The 17,436-nt window shown below is 63.1% G+C and carries 19 protein-coding genes; 11 read left to right on the top strand and 8 right to left on the bottom strand.

Annotation, left to right across the window (positions count from 1 at the left end; all coding sequences use genetic code 11):
* Nucleotides 1-73: 73 nt before the first annotated feature.
* From recF to mutM, 6 genes are all read right to left on the bottom strand, one after another.
* Complete coding sequence (recF, locus tag NIM87_RS06540) at nucleotides 74-1,189, bottom strand: DNA replication/repair protein RecF (RefSeq protein ID WP_254673827.1); 1,116 nt, start codon at nucleotides 1,187-1,189, stop codon at nucleotides 74-76.
* 165 nt (nucleotides 1,190-1,354) lie between these two features.
* The gene (gene dnaN, locus NIM87_RS06535) at nucleotides 1,355-2,476 is read right to left on the bottom strand and encodes a DNA polymerase III subunit beta (RefSeq protein WP_254673826.1); all 1,122 of its coding nucleotides are present in this window, start codon (nucleotides 2,474-2,476) and stop codon (nucleotides 1,355-1,357) included.
* A 123-nt stretch (nucleotides 2,477-2,599) separates the two neighbouring features.
* On the bottom strand, nucleotides 2,600-2,995 hold the full coding sequence (locus tag NIM87_RS06530; RefSeq protein WP_254673825.1) for a hypothetical protein: 396 nt from the start codon (nucleotides 2,993-2,995) through the stop codon (nucleotides 2,600-2,602).
* A gap of 238 nt (nucleotides 2,996-3,233) precedes the next feature.
* On the bottom strand, nucleotides 3,234-4,685 hold the full coding sequence (dnaA, locus tag NIM87_RS06525; RefSeq protein WP_254673824.1) for a chromosomal replication initiator protein DnaA: 1,452 nt from the start codon (nucleotides 4,683-4,685) through the stop codon (nucleotides 3,234-3,236).
* A gap of 914 nt (nucleotides 4,686-5,599) precedes the next feature.
* Nucleotides 5,600-5,866: a 30S ribosomal protein S20 gene (rpsT, locus tag NIM87_RS06520; protein ID WP_254673823.1), complete on the bottom strand. Its 267-nt coding sequence runs from the start codon at nucleotides 5,864-5,866 to the stop codon at nucleotides 5,600-5,602.
* 167 nt (nucleotides 5,867-6,033) lie between these two features.
* A complete protein-coding gene (mutM, locus tag NIM87_RS06515; protein WP_254673822.1) occupies nucleotides 6,034-6,918 on the bottom strand; it encodes a bifunctional DNA-formamidopyrimidine glycosylase/DNA-(apurinic or apyrimidinic site) lyase in 885 nt (294 codons plus the stop codon).
* A gap of 100 nt (nucleotides 6,919-7,018) precedes the next feature.
* On the opposite strand from mutM, the gene ubiE reads away from it, so the two are divergent.
* From ubiE to NIM87_RS06485, 6 genes are all read left to right on the top strand, one after another.
* Nucleotides 7,019-7,783, top strand: a complete 765-nt coding sequence (ubiE, locus tag NIM87_RS06510) for a bifunctional demethylmenaquinone methyltransferase/2-methoxy-6-polyprenyl-1,4-benzoquinol methylase UbiE (RefSeq protein ID WP_254673821.1) — start codon at nucleotides 7,019-7,021, stop codon at nucleotides 7,781-7,783.
* A gap of 3 nt (nucleotides 7,784-7,786) precedes the next feature.
* Nucleotides 7,787-9,331, top strand: a complete 1,545-nt coding sequence (gene ubiB, locus NIM87_RS06505) for a 2-polyprenylphenol 6-hydroxylase (RefSeq protein ID WP_254673820.1) — start codon at nucleotides 7,787-7,789, stop codon at nucleotides 9,329-9,331.
* A gap of 94 nt (nucleotides 9,332-9,425) precedes the next feature.
* Nucleotides 9,426-10,025, top strand: coding sequence for a hypothetical protein (locus NIM87_RS06500; protein ID WP_254673819.1), 600 nt, complete (start codon nucleotides 9,426-9,428; stop codon nucleotides 10,023-10,025).
* Complete coding sequence (gene dut, locus NIM87_RS06495) at nucleotides 10,022-10,474, top strand: dUTP diphosphatase (protein ID WP_254673818.1); 453 nt, start codon at nucleotides 10,022-10,024, stop codon at nucleotides 10,472-10,474. The genes NIM87_RS06500 and dut overlap by 4 nt, the downstream gene beginning before the upstream one ends.
* Complete coding sequence (locus NIM87_RS06490) at nucleotides 10,419-11,171, top strand: DUF2259 domain-containing protein (protein ID WP_254673817.1); 753 nt, start codon at nucleotides 10,419-10,421, stop codon at nucleotides 11,169-11,171. Before dut ends, NIM87_RS06490 begins: the two co-directional genes overlap by 56 nt.
* Complete coding sequence (locus tag NIM87_RS06485) at nucleotides 11,161-11,892, top strand: HesA/MoeB/ThiF family protein (protein WP_254673816.1); 732 nt, start codon at nucleotides 11,161-11,163, stop codon at nucleotides 11,890-11,892. Before NIM87_RS06490 ends, NIM87_RS06485 begins: the two co-directional genes overlap by 11 nt.
* A 32-nt stretch (nucleotides 11,893-11,924) precedes the next feature.
* Here NIM87_RS06485 and fabB read toward each other — a convergent pair whose 3' ends face one another.
* Nucleotides 11,925-13,151, bottom strand: a complete 1,227-nt coding sequence (gene fabB, locus NIM87_RS06480) for a beta-ketoacyl-ACP synthase I (protein WP_254673815.1) — start codon at nucleotides 13,149-13,151, stop codon at nucleotides 11,925-11,927.
* A gap of 112 nt (nucleotides 13,152-13,263) precedes the next feature.
* Nucleotides 13,264-13,770, bottom strand: coding sequence for a 3-hydroxyacyl-[acyl-carrier-protein] dehydratase FabA (gene fabA, locus NIM87_RS06475; RefSeq protein WP_254673814.1), 507 nt, complete (start codon nucleotides 13,768-13,770; stop codon nucleotides 13,264-13,266).
* A 173-nt stretch (nucleotides 13,771-13,943) separates the two neighbouring features.
* Between fabA and irrA the strand changes: the two genes are divergently transcribed.
* The 5 genes from irrA to NIM87_RS06450 all read left to right on the top strand — a co-directional run bounded on the left by irrA (nucleotide 13,944) and on the right by NIM87_RS06450 (nucleotide 17,375).
* Entirely contained in the window at nucleotides 13,944-14,390 is a 447-nt protein-coding gene (irrA, locus tag NIM87_RS06470; RefSeq protein ID WP_269467930.1) for an iron response transcriptional regulator IrrA, read from the top strand.
* Nucleotides 14,391-14,487: 97 nt separating this feature from the next.
* Nucleotides 14,488-15,324, top strand: a complete 837-nt coding sequence (locus NIM87_RS06465) for an arylamine N-acetyltransferase family protein (protein ID WP_254673813.1) — start codon at nucleotides 14,488-14,490, stop codon at nucleotides 15,322-15,324.
* Between the two features lie 3 nt (nucleotides 15,325-15,327).
* Nucleotides 15,328-15,924, top strand: coding sequence for a YdeI/OmpD-associated family protein (locus tag NIM87_RS06460; RefSeq protein WP_254673812.1), 597 nt, complete (start codon nucleotides 15,328-15,330; stop codon nucleotides 15,922-15,924).
* A complete protein-coding gene (locus tag NIM87_RS06455) occupies nucleotides 15,921-16,472 on the top strand; it encodes a DUF1697 domain-containing protein (RefSeq protein ID WP_254673811.1) in 552 nt (183 codons plus the stop codon). Before NIM87_RS06460 ends, NIM87_RS06455 begins: the two co-directional genes overlap by 4 nt.
* A complete protein-coding gene (locus tag NIM87_RS06450) occupies nucleotides 16,473-17,375 on the top strand; it encodes a ribokinase (RefSeq protein ID WP_254673810.1) in 903 nt (300 codons plus the stop codon).
* Nucleotides 17,376-17,436 lie beyond the last annotated feature (61 nt).

The raw sequence follows: 17,436 nt of genomic DNA, 5'->3' as shown, positions 1-17,436 counted from the left end.
TGAGTTTCGTTCTAGCGGAATGGGGGTCAAACCCCAAGGAATTTGGCCGTTTGCGTGGTATTTGCGGGGGATTTCACGCCCCCGGGGAAACCCGTCCCTCGCGCACCGCAATTCGCTGCGCCCGATCTTCCAGCGCCTCGAACAGCACCGCGTCGGTACCGGTGAGAAAGCACTGCGTCTCCAGCCCATCAAGCGCCGCAAACAAGGCCCTTCTGCGGTCGGGGTCGAGGTGGGCAGCAATCTCATCGAGCAGCAGGAACGGCACGATGCCGGTGCGCAGCCGCACCAGCCGCGCATGGGCCAGGATCAGCCCGATCAGCAGCGCCTTCTGCTCGCCAGTCGAGCCCAGTGCCGCCGGCATGGATTTTTGCGCATGCAGGACCTCGAGATCCACCCGGTGCGGTCCTGATGTGGTGCGTCCCGCCGCCCGATCAAGGCCGCGCAGGCCATGCCAGCGTTGCGCCAGAAGGGCCTCCAGCGCGGCCGAGGTGGCCGGCTCGCCCCCATCCTCGAACAGGGGCGTCAGCGACAGCAGCGCCGCGGGGAAGCTGCCGCCATCCAGGCTCTCGGCGATCAGCGCCTGCAGGTGATGCAGGCTATCGGTGCGGTTGAGATGGATGGAGGCGCCCAGCTCGGCCATCTGCGCCTCGACAGCTGTCAGCCAGCGCGGATCGCTGTCCTCTTCGAGCAGCTTGTTGCGCTGCCGCATGGTCTTTTCAAAATCGGAAACGGCGGCTGAATGACCCGGGATCAGTGTCGTCACCAGCCGATCCAGAAACCGGCGCCGTTCCCCGGCAGGGCCTGAAAACAGGCCGTCCATTGCCGGGGTGAGCCAGAGCACCCGCAGGTAATCGCTCATGGCTTCAATCGAGCGGGCATTGGCGCCATTGATGCGCACCCGCCGACCGCCATCGGGCAGGGCGCCGGTTCCGATATCGGCCGGCCCATCATCGGTCTCGATGGTCGCCGCCACCGCCCAGGGCAGGTCCGAGCCCTGCCCCTGCAACGTCTCGAAGCTGGCGCCACGCAGGCCCCGCCCCGGCGAAAGCACCGAAATGGCTTCCAGCAAATTGGTCTTGCCCGAGCCATTGGGTCCGGTCAGCACCACATGGCGCTCGTCAAGATCAAGCGCGGCAGCGGTGTAGTTGCGAAAGCCGGTCAGGCGCAGACGGGAGATGTGGCGGATCATTGAAAAGCCCCCTCACCCTGACCCTCTCCCCAAAGGGGCGAGGGGACGATAGAGCCGGGATATCTGACGAGACGCAGAAACTCACCTCGCCCCTTCGAGGAAAGGTCGGCGCGGCCGCGCCGGGTAAGGGGTTGCGACATCAAGGCGAACGCTATTGCAGCCGGCTCACACCCGCATCGGCATCAGCACGTAAAGCGCGCTGGATTCGCCTTCTTCCTTCACCAAGGTCGGCGAATTGGCGTCATTGAACAGGAACACCGCATTATCGGAGCGGATCTGGGTAATGATGTCGAGCAGGTAGCGGGCATTGAACCCGATCTCGAAGCCGTCGGTGTCGAAATCCACCGCGACTTCCTCGCTGGCCGTACCATGGTCCGGGTTGGTCACCGAAAGCTCGAGCAACCCATCCTTGGCGGCCAGCTTGACGGCCTTGCCGCCGCGATCGGAGGCAATGGTCGAGACACGGTCGACGGCAATGGCAAAGCCGGCCTTGTCGACCAGCATCTGCTTGTCATTGTTCTTGGGCGTCACCCGGTCATAATCGGGGAAGGTGCCCTCGATGAGCTTGGAGAGCAGCACGACCGGGCCCACGGTGAAGCGGATCTTGGTGTCGCTGACCTCAACCTTGACGTCGCCATCACTGCCATCGAGCAGCTTTTGCACTTCGCCCACGGTCTTTTTCGGCACGATGATGCCGCTCATGCCGGCAGCACCCTCGGGTGCGGCAATCTCGGCGCGAGCCATGCGGTGGCCATCGGTGGCGACGGCACGGAACAGGCTCCCCGAGGTCGAGTTTTCAACGCCGTGGAAATAGATGCCGTTGAGGTAGTAGCGCGTCTCCTCGTTGGAGATGGCAAATTGGGTGCGCTCGATCAGCTCGCGCAATGATGCGGCGGAGATATCGAACTCATGGGCAAAGGCGCCGGATTTGAGGTCCGGGAAACTGTCGGGCGACAGGCACGCCAGATTGAAACGCGAGCGCCCGGAGGTGAGAACCATGTTCTCGCCGCCATCGGTTTCGAGCCGCACTTCGGCGCCATCGGAAAGCTTGCGCACGATCTCGTACAGCGTATGGGCCGGCACGGTGGTCGAGCCGGGCGTGGAGACCATGGCCGGAACACTCTCGGTCACCTCGATATCAAGGTCGGTGGCGCGCAGTTCAACCCGATCGTCGGCAGCCTTGAACAGCACATTGGCCAGGATCGGATAGGTATTGCGGCGCTCGACCACCCGATGCACATGGCTCAGCGACTTGAGCAGATGATTGCGTTCGAGTGTGACTTTCATGGAGCTTTTCTTCCCGGGCGTACGCGAGTGCAAAACCCGGCGCAAGCCGGGGTTGGGACGTTTACAGTTTCATAAGAAATTGGCAAGGTCAGCACGGCGTTTGGTCACAGCCAAGCTGTGGAATCAGCTCTGGAAATGCACGGTAATGTCGAAGCGTTCGCCGGCCTCGGCGCCCAGCGCCTCCAGGCCCGCAAACGGCAGGCAGCGCTCCACGGCCTCGCCAATCGAGGTCATCAACACTGGATATTTGCCGGCCGTGCGCAGGCTCTCGGGCACCACATAGGGATCGCCATCGAGCGTGCCGTCGCCCAGAAAGGCGAGCCGCACCGAAATGGCTTTTCCTTCATAGCCGGAAGGCAGGCGCCAGCAGGCGAGCAATTGCGCCTGCACGGCGCTGGCAATGGCCAGGTTCTGCGCCGCGCGCGCCTCTTGGGTGAGCGGATCAGCGGCGGGTTCCTCACCCAGAGCGGGAGAGGCAAAGGCAGCCAGGACAAGAAGGCGGGCAAATAAACGCGTCATGAGCAAGCATTGCCCCGCTGGTTGGGCTGGATAAAGGCGGGAACAAGAAAGAGTCTCTGCCCGGCCTGTCTATCAAACACAGACCCCCGCTTTCGCGGGGGTGAAATCGTGGCGGCAGCGACCAAGGCCTCCTGCTCTGCGCGCATGCTGCAGGCCCTGCGAGCATAGCTCTTCGGGCGTAGCCACCTCAAATCAGTCCACTGGACCGATTTGACCACGCCTTCGGCGCGGCCGGTGACTACTCCTCCAGCATACGCTTGAGCAGTTCGATCTCCTGGCCCAGTTCCAGGTCATCCTTGATCATCTGCTCGACCTTGCGCACCGAATGGAGCACCGTGGTGTGATCGCGGCCGCCAAAACGGCGCCCGATCTCGGGCAGCGACCGGCTGGTCAGGGCCTTGGCCAGATACATGGCGATCTGGCGCGGACGCACCACATCGCGCGAGCGACGGGCTGACAGCAACTCATTGCGCGGCACCTTGTAGTGGCGCGACACGATCTTGAGAATATCCTCGATGCGCACACGCTTGGCGTCCCGGGTCCGGATGAGGTCGGCCAAGGTCTTTTCGGCCAGCGGAACGGTCACCAGTTCGCCAGTCAGCTGATAGGCGGCCACCAGGCGATTGACAGCGCCATCGAGGTCACGGCCATGGCTGATCACCGAGCGGGCAATGTAGTCCACCACAGGCGTCGGGAAATGCAGGCCGAAGCGGGTAGCGGCCTGGTCGGCGCGGCGCTGCACGATATCGCGGCGCAGGTCATGGTCGAAGGTCGAGATCGGCACCACCAGCCCGCCCGAGAGGCGCGAGCGCACGCGCTCATCGAGCATTTCGAGGTCCCGCGGCGGCGCGTCACCGGCAACAACCACCTGTTTGGCGCCGGTCAGCAGCGCGCCCAGCGTGTGACCGAATTCAGTGGCCGACTTGCCCTGCAGGAACTGCATGTCATCGATCAGCAGCAGGTCGACGCGGCGCAGCCATTCCTTGAAGCCGAGCGCGCTCTGGCGCTGCACGGCGGTAATGAAATGGTACATGAAGTGGTCGGCCGTCAGATAGACGATGTTCTTGGAAGGGTCGGCCTGCGACACCGCATGGGCGATGCCGTTGAGCAGGTGCGATTTGCCCAGGCCGACGGTGGAATGAATATAGACCGGGTTGAAGGTCACGGCATTGTTGATGGCGGCGCTGGCGATCTGCTTGGCTACGCCAAAGGCCATTTCATTGGCAGAACCGGCGACGAAATTGTCAAAGGTCATGCGCGGATCAATGGTGCTGCCATTGAGGGCGTCGCCGCCCTTGGCGCTGTCGCGCACCAGGCGCGGGGCCATTGGAGCGGCGCTTGGCGCGGGAGTGGCCTGCTGGGATGCCGGCGCTTCGGGCGCAACCTCAACCACGGGCGCCAGGCGCGGACGAGCCTGGCCATTGACCCGCATCGTCACCTGGAGGCGCGCGGCCTCGACAATGTCATTGCGGAAGGCTTCCACGATACGGTCGGCGTAGTTGGACTGAACCCAGGAACAGAGGAACCGGGTCGGGGCACTCAGGTGCACCAGATCGTCAACGATCTCTTCCAACTCCAGGCGCGCAAACCATGAGGTGAACACATCTTCGCCCACCGCGGTCTTCAGACGGGCGCGCACACGGGCCCAGAGTTCACGGTGATCAGGAGAGGTTGTGTCGGAACCGGACATGACAGGAGTGCCGCCTTTGGTTGAAGTGGTTGTGGAAGGTGAATTGGCCGCAGCCCATTCATCCCTTCCCGCGGTCGCCTGTCGCATCATTGTTTCTAGCCCCATTTGATTGCCGCCAATCCAGCCCGCAAAGCTGGACAAGCCCCTGATCTGTTTCGTGTGTCCTTCCGGTCCCTGATGGCCCGGTTTAACTAGACACGGCTTCGCCCCTGCATCCGCCACGCGGACACACCGATTTTGTCCGGCGACATCACGTGTCGCCGTTTCCCTCTTGACCTTTCACTTGAACCCAGCCTGCCCCAGCCGACTGTCGTTTGAACGTTGCCAACCCAAGTTTGACCGATTGCCCGAGGGCAATCAAAACTAAAAATACCGGCTTAAATGACCGGCGCGGACGCCGGATATGCCCCAGATCTCAACTCCCGAGCGGGAGCCTGCCTTTGGTTCAGGAGGGTCGTTCCACCCCTCTTTTTCCCCGCTGGCCAGATTACCTTAGAGGCACTGTTTTGGACCCGCAACACGTGAATTGTTGAAATAGGGGCTTGACTCAGAGGCCTGTTTTTCGGGGCTGTACGGCCGCTGAAACAAGGCTCCGGCAAGCGCCTGTGACTCAAGGCAGAATCGAACACTTAGCTGTCTGGATGCGTTAAAATTATATTTCAGCGGGCCACAAAATCCGCACCGGACCACGTGCCATCAGCAACGCCAGGGAACCAACAAACCCCTGATGACGCAAGGAAAAACCAAGGCTTCACCCTTCGTTCTCCCGCAGGCGCATCTGTCACTGAATAGTCATGTGACAGAACAATGTCGAAAAACCTTGCCTACCTACCATACAACAAAAAGGGCTCCCTGCGGAGCCCGAATTGTAGCGTTTTGGCCGCTTTTTCGAAAAGCGCCGGCGCCGGTGCGTATTAGGCGTTGAGAGCCTTAACGCGGCTGTTGAGGCGGGAGACCTTGCGGGCCGCCAGATTGGCATGGACAATGCCCTTGCCGGCAGCGCGGTGGATCTCGGGCTCGGCAGCCTTGAGTGCGGCAAAGGCGACGGCATGATCACCGGCGGTGATCGCTTCCTCGACCTTGCGAATGAACGTGCGCACGCGGCTACGACGCGACTTGTTGACCGCGGTGCGGGCTTCGATCTTGCGGGTAGCCTTCTTGGCTGACGGCGTATTGGCCATAACGGTCCTCTTGGCGTCCAACCGGCCGTTTGCATGCTTGTCGCGCTGCAGTCGTCCGGGATGAAATGAAATCGGCGGCTATCGACTGCCGCCAAGTTGGGGGGTCTATAGGGTAAAGGCGGAAGAGCGTCAACTGGATTCAGGACGCGAACCGCACCCGAACGGGGTCAATGCGCCTTCTGGCACGCCGGGCAATAGAAGGTCGAGCGCCCCGACTGGACGATGCGCTTGACCACGCCCTTGCACAGCGGGGTCGGACAGGGGTCGCCCTCGCGGTCATAGACGGCGAAATTGTGCTGGAAGTAACCCGCCCCCTCGACGCTGCGGAAGTCACGGATGGTCGAACCGCCCACCTCGATAGCCGCGGTCAGCACCTCGCGCACCGCAAAGGCCAGGTCTTCGAGCGCCTTTTTGGGCTTGCCCGACTTGGTGACCAGGGTGCGCGCCTCAATGGTGGGCAGGATATGGGCGCGGTGCAGCGCCTCGGCCACATAGATATTGCCCAGGCCCGCGACCACGCGCTGGTCGAGCAGGGCGGCCTTGATCGGCGCCTTCTTGCCCTCAAACGCCGCGGCCATCTGCTGGGCAGAGAATTGATTGCCCAGAGGCTCGGGGCCAAGCCCCTTCAGATAGGGGCTCTCACCAATGTCGTCATAGAGATCGATGAAGCCGAAGCGTCGCGGATCGGCGTAGATGAGATGGCTCGCGCCATGCCTGGGATGGTTGAGGGTCCAGACCATGTGATCGTGCTTTGGCTCGGTTCCCGGCTCATAATAGCGCGGCGGCTTGTCGATGGGATGCTCGGCAAAGCGCCACGAGCCGGTCATGCCCAGATGGCTCAGGAGCGTCTTGCCGCCCGAGAGCCCGACCAAGAGATATTTGGCCCGCCGCCCGACATGGGTCACCTGCTGGCCCTCCAAAGCGCTCTTTAACCCTTTCGGGAAGGGGAAGCGCAGATCCGCCCGATTGAGCGTCACGCGCTCGATAGTCGCGCCCTCAAGCCAGGGCGCCAGCCCCCGGCGGACAGTTTCGACCTCGGGCAGTTCGGGCATGGGGCAACTCCTTCACCCTGCGCGGCTTTGTGCCATGGGCATTTTCCGACGCCTTATATATGGTGCGCTCAAATTTTGACGACGCCTATTGAGGGCTGACATGACCGAGCCATCGCAAACCACCCATTTTGGCGAACGAACCGTCGCGCTTGAGGACAAGCAAGGGCTGGTCAACAAGGTGTTCCATGACGTGGCGGACCGCTACGACCTGATGAACGACCTGATGAGCGCTGGGGTTCACCGGCTCTGGAAAGATGCCATGGTGGCCGAACTCGCTCCGCCCAAGGCCGGTTCGCGGCCCTATAGGGTGCTCGACATGGCCGGGGGCACAGGCGATATCGGTGAGCGCATCGTCAATGCCTCGCTCGGCTATGCCGAGGTCGTGGTTTCCGACATCAATGCCGACATGCTGCGCGTCGGGGCCGAGCGCGCCAAGTCCTGGCGCTATCCAGGCCAGGTGAGCTTTCTTGAAGCCAATGCCGAGGAATTGCCTTTCGAGAGCAATGCCTTTGACGCCTACACAATCGCCTTCGGTATTCGCAATGTGCCGCGCATCCAGAAGGCTCTGGGCGAGGCCCATCGCGCCCTCAAGCGCGGCGGCCGCATTCTGGTGCTCGAATTTTCCCAGGTCGACGTGCCGGGGTTCGATGCCATCTACAAGCTCTATTCGGATCGGGTCATTCCGCCCATGGGCCGGGCCGTCACCGGCGACGCGCAGCCCTATCAGTATTTCGTGGAATCGATCCGCAAGTTCCCCGATCCGGCGGCATTTTCGGCCATGCTGTCCCAGGCCGGATTTAGAAGGGTCAAGCACACCAGCATGACGGGCAATATCGCCACCCTGTTCTCGGGCTGGAAACTCTAGCCCATGGCGCTCGGCTCTTACTTTCGTCTCGTCAATGCCGGCTGGGTGCTGGCGCGGGAAGGCGCCTTCTCGGTGCTGCCGCCTGAGTCCCTGCCGCCCTCGATGAAGCTGGGTGTTGGACTGGCGCGGCTGGTCGAGCGTCGTTCGGTGCGCAAGACGGGCAGCGTCGAACGTCTCAATGCCGCCTTGCACAAGCTGGGGCCCAGTTTTGTCAAATTCGGGCAGACGCTGGCGACCCGCCCGGACATTGTCGGCGCCCAGGCCGCGGCCGATCTTTCCGGCCTTCAAGACCGGATGCCCCCTTTTGATCCCAAGCTCGTGCCCGGCATTCTCGAGGCAGCGCTGGGGTCAAAGGCAGCGCTCTTGACCGAGATCAGCGCCCCGGTTGCCGCCGCCTCGATTGCCCAGGTGCATCAGGCGCGGCTGCGCGTATCGGGCGCCGTGCCCAAGACCGTGGCGGTCAAGGTCTTGCGTCCCGGCGTTTCCGAGCGCTTCCACGCCGATACCGACAGCCTTTATGCGGGCGCCCGGCTGGCCGAAACCTTTTCGCCCGCCAGCCGCCGCCTCCGCCCCACCGAGATTGTCCGCACGCTCGATCATTCCATGCGGCTTGAACTCGACCTGCGACTGGAAGCGGCCGCCATTTCGGAAATGGCCGAGAATATTGCCAATGACACAGGCTTTGTGATCCCCGAAGTTCATTGGGATCATGTGGCCCAGAACGTGCTCGTCACCAGCTGGATGCATGGCATTCCCATTCGTGATCATGCCGCGATTGATGCCGCTGGTATTGACCGCAAGGCGCTGGCCACCAAGCTGATGCAGTCCTTCCTGCGCCACGCCATTCGCGACGGCTATTTCCACGCCGACATGCACCCGGGCAATCTGTTTGCCGACCCCAAGACCGGCGACGTCATTGCCGTGGATTTCGGCATCATGGGCCGCATCGGCAAGCCGGAACGCCGCTTCCTCGCCGATATCCTGTTTGGCTTCATCACCCGCAATTATCGCCTCGTGGCGCAGCGCCATTTCGACATCGGCTATGTGCCCAAGCACCAGTCGGTCGATGATTTTGCCCTGGCCATTCGCTCGATTGGCGAGCCTTTGCATGGCCGGACCGCTGCGGAAATTTCCATGGCCAAGGTGCTGGGCCAGCTGTTTTCCGTTACCGACCTCTTTGACATGCAGACGCGGCCCGAACTGGTGCTGCTGCAAAAGTCCATGGTGCTGGTGGAAGGCGTCGCGCGCACACTCGACCCCGAGCTCGACATCTGGACGGTGGCCGAACCGGTTGTGGGCGAGTGGCTGAGGCGCGAAGAAGGCCCTATCGGTCGCCTCGAAGACCTGGCGGGGCATCTCTCCCGGCTTGGCGAAGCGGCAGGCCGCGTGCCCGCATTGATTGCCCAGGCCGAGCTGGCGCTGGCCGAGCACCGGGCCATGGTCAACCGGCCACGGGACGGGCTGATGCGCAATGTCGTGCTGGCGGTCCTTCTGGCCTCACTGGCCTTGCTGGGCGTCCTGATCTGGCGAGCCCTGGGGCTTGGCTGATCGGGCGAGGCGTCGAACGGCTTGTCCGGCGCGGTGAACCAAACATAGAGTGCAGCATCGGGCGGTGCGCGCCGCCCAACACGGGAGAACCGGAATGAGCGTCAAATTTCTGGGCAAGCTGGCGGCGACGACGCTGCTGGCCGCCGGACTTGCAGGCTGCATTGACGTCAATATCGACGTCGCCATCACCAGCCCCACCACCGCCAAGGCAACGATGACCCAGGTCATGAACGCCGATGTCTACGGGATGGTCAAGATGAGCGCCGAGGGTGAAGGAGCCCAGGAAGACGGGTTCTGCGCCGAGGGCACGCTCAACGAGAATGCCGATGGCAGCGCAACCTGCGTGATCGTTGAAGAAGGCAATTTTGCCGATCTCGATCTCGGTCAGGATGAAGGCGGCATGACTTTTACCGAAGCCGGGCCGGGCCTTGTCCGCGTCGCCCTGCCGACCGCCGACATACAGGCCGAGCTGGGCGCCGAAGACGACATGGATGAAGAGACCCGCCAGATGGTCGAGGCCTTCTTTGAAGGCCGCACCATGACCATCGCCATTTCGGGCGCCGAGGTGGTCGACACCAATATGACCCGGACTGCCGATGGCAAACGCGCCGAACAGGTTATTCCGCTGCTCGATTTGATCAATGGCGCTGCCAATCTACCGGCGGAAATCTACGCGGTGGTCCGCGCGCCGTGACGGTCAGGATTGCCCTCAATTGGCTTGCGCATGGCGCGGGCCTGCCCCTGCCGCGCCAGCAGACTGCGGGCGCGGCGGGCCTTGATCTGGCGGCGGCCATTGCCGATGACGCGGTGCTGACCATCGCGCCGGGCGACTATGCCATGGTGCCGACCGGGCTTGCCATTGCCTTGCCCGAGGGCTTCGAGGCGCAGATCCGGCCCCGGTCCGGCCTCGCTGCCCGACATGGGGTGACCGTGCTCAATGCCCCCGGCACCGTCGATGCCGACTATCGTGGGGAAGTCAAAGTGCTGCTGATCAATCATGGCAAGGCGCCATTCCAATTGCGTCGTGGCGAGCGGATTGCTCAGATGGTAGTGGCGCGCGTCAGCGCCGTGGAACTGGTAGAAGTTGATGAACTGGATGCAACTGAGCGTGGAACGGGTGGTCATGGGTCGACTGGCCGCTAGTGCGTTCGCCTTGCTGGCCATGGCCATGCCCGCCCTGGCTGGGGATCGGGCGCTGATCGACTATGTCGGGTTTTCGCAGGACTTCCGCTATTTCGCTTTCGAGGAATTCGGCATTCAGGATGGATCGGGCTTTGCCTATTCCAGCCTTTATGTCGTGGACCTGGACACTGACAGTTGGGTGGTTGGCACGCCCGTGCGCTTCCAGGCCGAAACCGAGGAGACCAGCCTTCAGGCTGTGCGCGACACCGTTGTCGAGAAGGCCTTGGGGCATATGGCCGAGTTCAAGATCGACGTGCCGGTCGAGATTGCCGCGATGATTGGCGACGGCGCGTCGGACACCGATGGCAAGACCATCAAGTTCGGCGCCCCCAGCTATCTGCCCGGCGCCGTCTCGGGCAATTACACGTTGGGACTGACCAGTTTCCCCACCGTGGCCACCAGCCCCTGCGCCGAATGGTTTGACGTTGCTCCCATGGGCTATGAGTTGACCATTGCCGATAGCGGCACCTCGCGCCTGGTGCATCGCGACCAGAACCTGCCGCGCTCGCGTGGCTGTCCGATGGAGTATCGCATCCACAGCGTGGTCATGCCCTTCCAGGGTGCGACATTGAGCAATGCGGTCGCCATCATCTCGGTCTACCCGGGCGGCTTTGAAGGGCCGGACCGTCGCTTCCTGGCCGTTCCCCTTGGCCTCTGACACCCCGCTCAGCCCCGAGGAAACCCGGCGCTATGCGCGCCATCTGGTGCTTAAGGGTTTTGGCGGCGCCGGTCAGCAGCAGTTGAAGGCGGCCCGGGTACTGGTGGTGGGCGCCGGAGGGCTGGGCAGTCCCGCCATCGCCTATCTGGCCGCCGCGGGCATTGGCCAGCTCGGCATTGTCGACCCGGACACAGTGTCGCTGTCGAACCTGCAGCGCCAGGTGATCCACGCCACCGCATCCACGGGCACGAGCAAGGCAGAAAGCGCAGGTCGTTTCGCCAGCGCGCTCAATCCGCATGTCGTGCTGGATCTGCATGCCGAAGCGGTCACCACCGCCAATGCCGAGGCGCTGATCGGGCAATACGATCTCGTGCTGGACGGCACCGACAATCTCGTCACCCGCCGCGCGGTGGCGACCGCGGCACAGTCGCTCGGCAAGCCGCTTGTGTCAGGCGCGGTCTCGATGTTTTCCGGCCAGGTGACGGTGTTTGCGCCGCATCTGGGCGGGCCCAGCCATGACGCACTCTATCCGCCCGAGGCCAGCGACGACGCGCTGCCCTCCTGCGAGCTCAACGGCATCCTGGGACCGGTTACAGGGGTCATCGGCACGCTGATGGCCATGGAGGCGATCAAGCTTATCACCGGACTGGGCAAACCCCTGGTGGGGCGGCTGCTGGTCTATGATGCACGGGACGCGAGCTTTTCGGAGTTGTCGTACTAGCCTCTTTGCTCTCCCTTTCGGGAACAATCCGATCAGGCGTCCGGGTGCTTGAACACCAGGGCGGCATTGGTGCCGCCGAAGCCGAACGAGTTCGACAGCACATAACCCAGATCAACGTCGTCACGGCGCTGGCGCAGGATCGGCATGTCCTCAAAGGCTGGATCGAGCGTTTCGATATTGGCGCTCTCGGCGATGAAGCGGTGCTTCATCATCAGGATCGAATAGATCGATTCATGCACGCCAGTGGCGCCCTGGCTGTGCCCGGTCAGCGACTTGGTGGCCGAGATGGGCGGGCATTTGTCTTCATTGCCGAAGACGGCGCGCAGGGCTTCGATTTCGCGCAGATCCCCCACCGGGGTCGAGGTGGCGTGCGGATTGACATAGTCGATGGGCGCCTTGATGTTTTTGAGCGCCATGCGCATGCAGCGCTCGGCGCCTTCGCCCGATGGAGCGACCATGTCGAGCCCGTCGGAGGTGGCGCCATAGCCCACCAGCTCGGCCCAGATCTTGGCGCCACGCGCCTTGGCGTGTTCCAGCTCTTCGAGCACCAGCACCCCGGCGCCACCGGAAATCACGAAGCCATCGCGGGCCGCGTCATAGGCGCGGCTGGCCTTTTCGGGTGTGTCGTTGAAGTCCGAACTCATGGCGCCCATGGCGTCAAACAGGTCGCTCAAGGTCCAGTCGAGGTCCTCGTGACCGCCGGCAAAAACGATGTCCTGCTTGCCCAGCATGATCTGTTCCATGGCATTGCCGATGCAATGCTTGGACGTCGCGCAGGCGGCAGTGATGGTATAATTGATGCCCTTGATGCCAAAGGGGGTCGCCAGCGTTGCAGAGGCGGTTGAGCCCATGGCCTTGGGCACGGCCAGCGGCCCGATGCGCTTGGGCGACAGGTTCTTGCGGGTAATGTCGGCGGCTTCAACGATGGTGCGGGTGGAGGCGCCGCCCGAACCCATGACGATGCCGGTCATGGGGTTGGAAATGTCGCTCTCTTCAAGCCCCGCATCGGCGATGGCCTGCTGCATTGCCAGGTAGTTCCAGGCTGCGCCCTTGCCCATGAAGCGGGTGACACGGCGGTCGAGCACCTCGAACGGGTCCAGGCGTGGATCGCCCTTGACCTGGCTGCGAAAGCCCAGTTCGGCCTGGTCCGGGGCAAACACGATGCCGGGCTTGGCTAGGCGCAGGCTCTCGGTCACCGCATCGAGCGAGTTCCCGATCGAGGAAATGATACCCATGCCGGTTACGACAACTCGTCTCATCGTGTCCTCGCTTTTAGTCGTTTTGTTCGGTCGCCCTTGGGGCCGGGCGCTTCACTATATAGGTTTGTTTCGTCCGGCATTAAGGCCGAACACGTATTGTTTGTTGCAGTGGTCAGGCGTCTGTGAACAGACCGACGCGCAAATCCTTGGCTTCGTAGATCACCTTGCCGTCGGCCTTGACCCAGCCATCGGCGATGCCGAGCGTCAGCCGGCCCTTCAGGACGCGTTTGAGATCAATGCCATATTCGACCAGCTTGACGTCATCGGTCACCTGGCCGGTGAACTTGATCTCGCCGCCCAATGCCCGGCCCTTGCCGGGCTGGCCGATCCAGGAGAGGAAGAAGCCGGTCATCTGCCAGATCGCATCGAGGCCGAGGCAGCCGGGCATCACCGGATCGCCGATGAAGTGGCATTTGAAGAACCACAGGTCGGGATTGACGTCGAGTTCGGCCCGAACCATGCCCTTGCCATAGGTGCCGCCAGCTTCGTCGATCTGGGTGATACGGTCGAACATGAGCATCGGCGGAGCCGGCAGGCGGGCGTCGCCCTGGCCCGGAAGTTCGCCGCGGCCATGGGCCAGCAATTCTTCGTAGTTAAATGCGTGTTGCCGCTCGGCCATGGACGCTCCCCGATCTCGCTCAAGCCCCGTGTCGTATAGACGAGCCGGGATAGGGTCAAGCCAGCCATAGGGCTCAGGCCTTTGCCCGTAACCGCGCCGCGCTTGTATCGCGGCGTGGGCGCCAGTATAAGAATCCTTCAAAATCGGACCTAATCGACGAGACTTACTCGCCAATGCACGACCGCGACACTGCCGCCCGACCGCTTCCCTCCCGCAAGCCCTGCCTCACTGCGGTGCTGCGGATGGCAGGCCTTCGACCGACCCGGCAGCGCGTTGCGCTGGCCGAACTGCTGTTCGGCGGCCCGCACCGCCATGTCAGCGCCGAGCAATTGCATGGCGAGGCCGACACGGCCAATGTCAATGTGTCACTGGCCACGATCTACAATACGCTGCACCAGTTCCACGAAGCGGGCCTCCTGCGCGAAGTGGCGATTGACGCCTCGCGCTCCTATTTCGACACCGACACCTCGGACCATCATCACTTCTACGTCGAAGACGAGCAGCGCATGATCGATATCCCCGCCGAGTCGGTCGAGTTCAAGGCGCTGCCCAAGGCGCCCGAGGGCATGGAAGTGTCCCATGTGGACGTGGTCATCCGCGTGCGCCGGGCGTCCGCCTGACTTTCTTGCGATCCGATGGTGGGGTCCGGCCAAGAGGTGACAAAGCCTTGGGGCTTGATCATAGTGTGCTCGATTTCAACAGCGATGTGGATGGCTGATGCCCGAAAAGGTCAATCTCAAAGGCTATTTCGAGCGAATCGGCTTTGCCGGTTCGATTGCGCCAACCCTGGCCACGCTTGATCTGCTGCATGCGCTGCACCCTGCGGCCATTGCCTTTGAAAACCTCAATCCGCTGCTGGGCCTGCCGGTGCTGCTCGACCAGCCAAGTCTTGAGCGCAAGCTGCTGACAGACAAGCGCGGCGGCTATTGCTTTGAACACAATCTGTTGTTCATGCGCATGCTCCAGGACCTCGATTTCAACGTGCGCCCGCTCCTGGCGCGAGTGGTCTGGACCAATCCCGAAGGCGTATCCCAACCGCCCAGCCACCTGTTGCTGCTGGTCGAAATCAATGGACAGAACCATATCGCCGATGTCGGCTTTGGCGGCCTGACGTTGACCACTCCGCTCCGATTACGGGCCGATACCGAGCAATCGACACCGCACGAGACATTCCGCCTCACCGGTGGCGACCCGGACTGGACGCTTGAAGTGCGGATCGGGGAGAACTGGCTGCCAGTCTATGTCTTTACCCTCGATACGGTTACCGAGGCCGACATCGCCCCCATCAATTTGGCGCTTTCGAGCGATCCGGCCTCGCCCTTCACCCGGGAATTGCGGGTGGCCCTGGCGCCCAGCGGCAAGCGCCTCAAGCTGCGCAACGGGAGCCTTACCATCCAACCCATTGAGGGCGAGGCCGAGCAGCGCACCATCACCAGCATCGAGGCGCTGCGCGCCCTGTTGACCGGGGAATTCGGCATTACCCTGCCCAGCCACGAGCGGCTTGAACCCATGCTGGCGGCCCTGCTGCCGCCGCAGCCTGTGGCGACCGAGTAGGATATGGCGCCCGTCATCGTCCCGACGGACAAACTGCGCGAATTCGTTGATTTCGATGCGTTCTACGCCTGGCTGGCGGAGAACCATGACAGTGCCGACGAGATCTGGATTCGCATCTTCAAGAAGGCGACGGGCAAGCCGACCATCAGCCCGGTCGACGCCATTCAGGCGGTGCTGTGCTGGGGCTGGATCGACGCCATCAAGAAAAGCTGGGACGAGGAGAGCTTCGTCCAGCGCTATTGCCCGCGCCGCCCAAAGTCGGTGTGGAGCCAGGTCAATCGTGACAATGTCGCGCGCCTGGTCGAGCAGGGACTGATGACCGAACATGGTCTCGTCCATGTCGAGACCGCCAAGGCCGACGGCCGCTGGGACGCGGCCTACAAGACCACGCAAGAGGCTCCGCCGGACCTGCTGGCCGCAATAGCTGCCAGCCCGGCCGCGCAGGCCAAGTATGGCCAGCTCACGGCTCAAAACCGCTTTGCCCTGACGTTTCGCACTCTGTCCCTCAAGACAGAGGCGGCCCGGAAGAAGCGCATTGCCGAGTTTGTCGCCATGCTCGAGCGCGGCGAGACCATTTATCCGCAAAGGGACAAGCCATGAGCCAGGGTTCCTCCTCCGTCTGGGGCGTCTTCCTGCGCGGCATCAACCTGGGCAACCGGCGCATGAAGATGGCCGAGCTCAAGACCTGCCTTGAGGCGGCGGGCTGTTCGGAGGTCAAGACCGTGGCCGCCAGCGGCAATGCGCGGGTGGTCACCCAGGGCCAGCCCGAGGCGATCAAGGCGCGGGTGGAAAAGGCCATCGCGGGTCAGTTCGGCTTTGAAGTGGGCGTCATCCTGCGCGCCAAGGATGAGCTTCAGGCCATGCTCGACGACAATCCCTTCGGCAGCCTCGACCGCAAGGCCGACCTTACGCGCCATGTGCTGATGTTCGACCAGGACCTGCCCGCGGACATTGCTCTCGAGAGCCGGCCCGGCGACACTGAAATCCTGCGTATGGACCCGCGCGAGGTCTATATTGCCGCCTACAAGCAGCCCAATGGGCGCTATACCGAGCATGTGGAAGAGGTGCTCAAGCCGCTTTATGCGAAGCTGGGCAAGGGCAATCTCGACACCATGCGCAATTGGAACACCATCGAGAAGATGCTCTAGATGATCACCGTTTTCGGCTCCACCAATCTCGACCAGATCGGCACCGTCACCCGCCTGCCCAAGCCGGGCGAAACGGTTGCCGGGGGTACTTTTTCCATGGCGCCGGGCGGCAAGGGCGCCAACCAGGCGCTGGCCGCACGCCGCGCCGGAGCCGAGGTGCTGCATGTGTCGGCAGTGGGCGACGACGCCTTTGCCGATCTCGCGCTGGACTTGCTCGACAAGGGCGGGGTTGATCTCTCCCAGCTCCGCCGGGCCGACGCGGCGACTGGCATTGCCATGATCTTTGTCGATGCGGCGGGCGAAAATGTCATCGCCATCCTGCCCGGCGCCAATGGCACGGTCAGCCCGGAGGACGCCGACAAGGGGCTTGCGGGCCTTACCGCCCGTGACACCTTGCTGGTGCAGCAGGAGGTGCCGCAGGCAGCGACGCGACGGGCGCTGGAAATCGCCCGCGAGCGCGGTGCCCGCAGCGTGCTCAATACTGCGCCCTTCCTGCCCGACACGGCAAAACTGGCGCCCCTGGCCGATATCGTCATCGCCAATGAAACCGAGTTTTCCCTGCTCACCGGCCGCCCCATCGACCAGCTCGACGCCGCCATGCAGGATTGGGTCAACCAGACGGGGCGCACCATCGTCGTGACACTGGGCCCTGACGGCGCTCGCGCCCGCACGCCCGACGGCCCCATCGCCGTGCCCGCCCATAAGGTCAAGCCCGTCGACACGGTCGGCGCCGGCGACACTTTTTGCGGCTATCTCGCGGCCGGGCTTGATGCGGGCCATTCGCTCGAAGCCGCGCTTCGTCGCGCCGCCGTGGCCGGGAGCCTTGCCTGCCTCAACCCCGGCGCCCAGCCGGCGATCCCGACCAAGGCGGATGTGGACGCTGTCGGCTTCCAATTGATGTGACACATCCGGTCTGGCGACCAAATCTCCTTGGGTGTTAGGAGGAGGTCGCCATGCGGCATTT

Source organism: Devosia ureilytica (genome assembly GCF_024273195.1).
GTDB lineage: Bacteria > Pseudomonadota > Alphaproteobacteria > Rhizobiales > Devosiaceae > Devosia > Devosia ureilytica.
Note: the sequence above shows the minus strand (reverse complement) of the source record. Positions and strands in the feature narration are given on the sequence as shown.